The sequence below is a fragment of the Shewanella sp. BJSY2023SW001 genome, assembly GCF_047314685.1.
GTDB classification, from domain to species: domain Bacteria; phylum Pseudomonadota; class Gammaproteobacteria; order Enterobacterales; family Shewanellaceae; genus Shewanella; species Shewanella indica.
In genome coordinates, this window is sequence record NZ_JBKORF010000021.1 from 1 (window position 1) to 5,027 (window position 5,027).

The 5,027-nt window shown below is 41.4% G+C and carries 5 protein-coding genes and 1 pseudogene; all 6 read right to left on the reverse strand.

The window, feature by feature from the left end; genetic code table 11:
- Positions 1 to 56: 56 nt before the first annotated feature.
- The 6 genes and pseudogenes from ACMHXH_RS04965 to ACMHXH_RS04990 all read right to left on the reverse strand — a co-directional run bounded on the left by ACMHXH_RS04965 (position 57) and on the right by ACMHXH_RS04990 (position 4,385).
- A complete protein-coding gene (locus tag ACMHXH_RS04965; protein ID WP_335912925.1) occupies positions 57 to 398 on the reverse strand; it encodes a hypothetical protein in 342 nt (113 codons plus the stop codon).
- A gap of 113 nt (positions 399 to 511) precedes the next feature.
- A complete protein-coding gene (locus ACMHXH_RS04970) occupies positions 512 to 1,321 on the reverse strand; it encodes a hypothetical protein (RefSeq protein ID WP_144362217.1) in 810 nt (269 codons plus the stop codon).
- Positions 1,322 to 1,355: 34 nt separating this feature from the next.
- Positions 1,356 to 1,733 (reverse strand): hypothetical protein, encoded by a 378-nt coding sequence (locus ACMHXH_RS04975; protein ID WP_226685345.1) that lies wholly within the window; start codon positions 1,731 to 1,733, stop codon positions 1,356 to 1,358.
- Between the two features lie 41 nt (positions 1,734 to 1,774).
- Positions 1,775 to 2,036, reverse strand: a pseudogene (locus ACMHXH_RS04980) (alpha-amylase family glycosyl hydrolase); the annotation flags it as partial.
- Positions 2,037 to 2,247: 211 nt separating this feature from the next.
- A complete protein-coding gene (locus ACMHXH_RS04985) occupies positions 2,248 to 2,712 on the reverse strand; it encodes a hypothetical protein (RefSeq protein WP_162207337.1) in 465 nt (154 codons plus the stop codon).
- A gap of 2 nt (positions 2,713 to 2,714) precedes the next feature.
- Positions 2,715 to 4,385, reverse strand: a complete 1,671-nt coding sequence (locus ACMHXH_RS04990; protein WP_319619971.1) for an RHS repeat domain-containing protein — start codon at positions 4,383 to 4,385, stop codon at positions 2,715 to 2,717.
- Positions 4,386 to 5,027: the final 642 nt, after the last annotated feature.

Consider the following 5,027-nt stretch of genomic DNA (forward strand, 5'->3'; position numbering starts at 1 on the left):
AAGTGCCTCGGCTTCAGGCAACCTATTGCGGTATTCAATGAATTACGCAAGGCAGCCTAATTTAGCGAGTGGTGCACTTCGGAGTTGAATTCGCGTGTTACTCCCAATGCAAGAATAATCTCATCACTATCAAACTTACTATTTGGCCAACGTTCCAGCTCAATACCCAGCATTGCTAGCCCCCTGTATTGAGTTTCGTAATTTGTCAGCGACAACGAAATGTTGACATCAGAAAATTCAACAATATCATCAAGGCTTTTATTATATGTATACACCTTTTTATCAGGAACAGAATCCCACGGCTTAATTGAAGGAACACTTGCGACTTCCAGAGTAGTGGTTGTACAGCCACAAACCAACAGAGTAAGTGATAACCAAAACTGCTTCATTAGTTTCATTAGTTAATCCTTTATCATATATCTTATAAAGATATGGCTGTCCTGTTTTCAGTCGTGCGAAACATCAAAAAGATATGGCTGTCCTGTTTTCAGGCCAAGCCATAACATATATTTTACTTAACAGTAAGGCCTACTCCTATTGCTGCAATACTGCCAACCAGCTTTTCTAATGTCTCATTTTTCAAGTCGAACACATATAAATCAATACGTTCTTGCATGAAAGCATCTGACCAAGGAACTAATGACACGGTCAACGTTTGAAGTGTAATAAATCTGCCATCATCACTTTTAGCTTTAAATAAAAAACTTCCAGTAAAGGCCAGCTTTTTAGTTTTTAAAACCTTCCCATCAGAGAGACGCAACCAATACAACGTACGACCATCAACAGCTAATACTTTGTTCTCACCCAAATAGATAACATCTGTATAATCTTTTAATGAAAATTTACTAAAAGACAAATCACTCCCATTAACAAGATATAATTCTCCTTTGCGAAGATAGAAACTGATAATTTTTTCAGGATAGACGTACACATGAGGTGACCGCATAACCACATTCATTTCACTGATTCGCTCAACTTCTCTACCATTTTTAATGAAAACAATTTCCCCAAAATTTTTCACTACGGAAAAATACATATATGAGTCTTGAGAAAAGAAGACAGTACCTCGCCGCTCAGGGAAATACTCAACTGAAGCATTATTAAGATTAAGTATGTACTCACCGGCGTTCAAAATACCATTGGAAACTGAAAGCTTTTCACCATAAACCCGCATAACAGGGCTATTACCAGCATTTACATGGTATTCTTTCACGGTAGAACGGCTCTTGATATCAATAATACTAATTAGACCAGTCCCATTACCTTTATTAAACTCCAAGGTCCGAGAAATTATGACCTGTGTTGGTATGGCTGAAACCATGAAGCTTACCCCCAATAATAAAAATGATAATAGACTATTCCTTAGAACCATATGTCACCTCAATTTGCCGCCTTACACTATCAGCATAAGTTTGACAGTTGTTCACCGACGGTCCTCCAAGAACATAACTACTCCAATTACCAGAGACGTTATTTAGCAAAGAGACAGCATCAACACCTCCGGGTAAGATGTAGTAATCGGTAAAGGCGTAAGATCTATATCCAAATTCGGTGAATCTAATCGTTTCCTCAGTAAATAATCCACCACTTGAAAAACCACGATTATAAACAAGAACTCCATTTTGAATTGCAAAGGCATGTTCATGGACTACCTCATGATTTAGAAAGTCTGTAACCGGCCCTTCCACACCTAGAAAGAAATCTTTAAGGCCACGCTTCCCAAAAATAATCACAGTTTTGCCCTCCACTCCCAGGCTGTCAACCATATCTATGGCGACAACGATTGTTGCGCAGCAAGGTCGATTTTGAGCACCAAATGGTAGTGATTACTCATGACCGCATAAGCGCAAACGTCGATGCAGAATATTGACGACAACTGCCTGATTTTTGTCCACTATCCAGCCACGTCTATGCTCGTAACTGCGCCCAGACAGTACATCTTCACCACACAAAAATGCCCTTCTCACGCAACGGTTAATCACGTGGTAAAAGGGCGTACTTTCAGCATCTATCAACTGACGACGGGCTGTGGTCATAACCAACCTCGACTGAGCTTTGATGGGTATTTCAAAGCCTAGTCAAGGCTGTGCAAAACATCAAAAAGATATGGCTGTCCTGTTTTCCCCAACAAAGTTTAAAGACGCTGTATCAATAGACGGAGGCTAACTGCCGCGATATTAAGGTTAGGTATCCTCATTTTTATTCCTTTCCGTTTTATTCGCCATTAAGGTTAAGAATCTTCATTTTTCAATGGCAGTCAAAAACTTTCTCACCTTGGTAGAATACTTTTCCAGACTCAAAAAAATACATGCGCTCCTTAGCTACTCCACAAGTATCAACATTGATAACACCATTACCCACACCCGGTTTATCAATAAAATATTCCGATACATTAGGATTGCGAAGCCGATAAATATTGAACCCATTATCTAAAACACCGCTACAAGATAAAATACCTTTATAATCATCTTTTCTACCTCCAAATGAACCTGTATCTCCATGCGAGAAAAATACATCTACAAATCCATTACCATCAACATAAACCACATATACACGATCAACCTCTTCTATATCTTTCCCATCACCACTTTTTGCATATGCATTTAAGCAAGAGAAAATCAATGGCGTAAAAAAATCTGAAGTTGATTTCCTTTCAATTGCCACACAAGCAAATTGATTTAAAAGAACAACAATTAGTAACATGAAGCGCATGACTATAACACCTTATTGGGTAGAGTGCCGTATGGGCTATGAAAACAAGTTGCCGAAGTACAACTACCAATCAAAGTTTTTCCATCTATTTGAGTTCCCAAATACAATGTCACCCTCTTGTTTTCTTGCCTATTCAACCAACCAATGTCCCCCTTACCATCATTGGCAGCATTAAATTGATTAGAAAACTCGAAAAATGAGTTTGGATGAGTATGGTATCCATCAATACCATTCACAATATTAACTGATGTTGCAGAACCCACTATTGGATAGCTAAAGCGATACCCAAGACGGTCATGATAAATACTCCCACCAATTTCCACACCATACTCATCAGATATTGGCGAAACTAGACTTAGAATATATTTTGCAGCATCATCTGGATAATCAAAATACTTAGCCGTACTAATTCTTCCATTAGCCTTTAATTTTGCGATAGCATTCTCCGCCCCAATCCTATCAGATTTGTTTGTATTTTGTTCAGATCTACTAGTGGCAATACTACTAAAGTTATGTACCAATGCAGCAAAAGCGGCTGACGCAGCACCATTCGCAAATTTACCTCCACTTAACTGAGAAGCAGTTCCTCCAATAACCACGGATGCCAATGTTTGCCCCATAAACCCTGAAACACCTAATATTCCAACGCCTTGAGCTCCAAGAATCCCTACTCCAGCAGCAATAAATCCATGACCAAACTCACCACCTTGAACAACATTGAAAATACCACCAGCCACACTTCTAACAACAAAGCCTTCAACACCACTCATTCCACTAGTTGCCAAGCTTGAAGCAGCGTAAGATATTGCCCCAGCCTTAAAGGCCGAACTTAAACTCCCCGTAGCAACAAATGAAGCATCAAAGGCAAAGTGCGCTGACGCTAGCTGTCCAAAAAATGGAATATAATTCAACCCAATTTGAATAGCCGAACCAAGTCCTTCCACTTTCGCAATCTGTCGATGAATAAAGGTCACCCCTCCAATATCCATTAAAGCCTTATAGAGGCGTTTAAAGAAAAAGCCACTAGGGTCAATATAGCTCATGGGATTATTTTTTACATAGCCATAGCGATTATAGCTTTGTGTATCGGTTGGCGCTTGGATATGCGGATCGGCCTGCAAGAAACGTCCTATGGTGGGGTCATAGATACGCCCATTCATATGGATAAGATTCAGGTTATCTATACCTTCATGCCCGGTATAACCTTTGGATGCCGCGGGCGCGATATAATCATTCAACAGTGAATGGCTATAGGCGGCGGTTTGTTTACCCCAAGGGTCATAGGTAAACTGCTGCACCACATTACCGGACTTATTGGTAATCGTCGTGGTTGAGCCTTGATGGTCTTTGTGCAGATAAAACTCGTCAACAGTGTTATTACTACGCTTGGTTATCACCAAATTGCCGACATACAATTTTTGCTCGGTGAGTGCCGGTTTGTTGCCGCCACTACGGGTGACTTTCTCATACCCCCCGACATATAAGGTGGTGAGATAGCTTGTCACTCCCGCTTCAACTTTAACGTCGTAACGCTCGAAGCGTTGCCGGTTGGCATCATACTTAAAGCGGGTCGATTCCCCACCTTGAGTAATGTTGGTGACCAAATCGTAAGAACTATAAGTGAAACGGCGACTGCCATCCTGGGTGATATTGCCATTCTTATCATAAACCATCACATAGCTGGCTTGACGGGCACGACTACACTGAGCGCCATTTTGCGTCCACCCCGTTGGACAGCTGTAGGTTATGGGGGCAGTGAGTGTTCGATTACAAGCGCTCCCTGAAACAGACCAGCCAGCGGGACAAGAATAAACAGGCGTCTTTGTTGCCGCTTGTGATAGCGTCCGCGTGCAGTTAGTGCCGCTTAATGTCCAACCCGCATCACAGTTATAGACCTGTTTAGGTGTGGATTGATACGTTTCTGTACACTCCCACAGACGGCGCCCTCCTCCCATTGGTTCACCACCACCGCATACAACCCCTGCTCCTGAAGGTTTAGTTGCTGAAACTATGGTGAAATCTCTAGAGCACTTACCCGTCGATGCATTTAAGTAGCCACCTTTAGGACAAGTTTGTTCGGTTTTAACCTGTGCAACTTTGGTTTCCGTTTTAGAACAAGTTGTACCGGAAAGAGTGTAACCACTGGGACAGCTATAGCTGTAGCTTAGCGATGCTCGATATACAGGACATCCTAAACACTTTGCGAGCCACGAGGAAGCCTATCATTCGGTCTCAATCGCTTATAAATGACGATGAATTATTAGAAGTAGACTCTCTAAGATGAGTAATCTGCGAGGTTCATGCAAAAACTGCGG

What these genes read in the sequence shown, in the direction of transcription:
- ACMHXH_RS04965 (WP_335912925.1), bottom strand. Translation starts at nt 398, where the DNA reads ATGAAACTAATGAAGCAGTTTTGGTTATCACTTACTCTGTTGGTTTGT.
- ACMHXH_RS04970 (WP_144362217.1), bottom strand. Translation starts at nt 1,321, where the DNA reads ATGGTTTCAGCCATACCAACACAGGTCATAATTTCTCGGACCTTGGAG.
- ACMHXH_RS04985 (WP_162207337.1), bottom strand. Translation starts at nt 2,712, where the DNA reads ATGCGCTTCATGTTACTAATTGTTGTTCTTTTAAATCAATTTGCTTGT.
- ACMHXH_RS04990 (WP_319619971.1), bottom strand. Translation starts at nt 4,385, where the DNA reads ATGGTTTATGATAAGAATGGCAATATCACCCAGGATGGCAGTCGCCGT.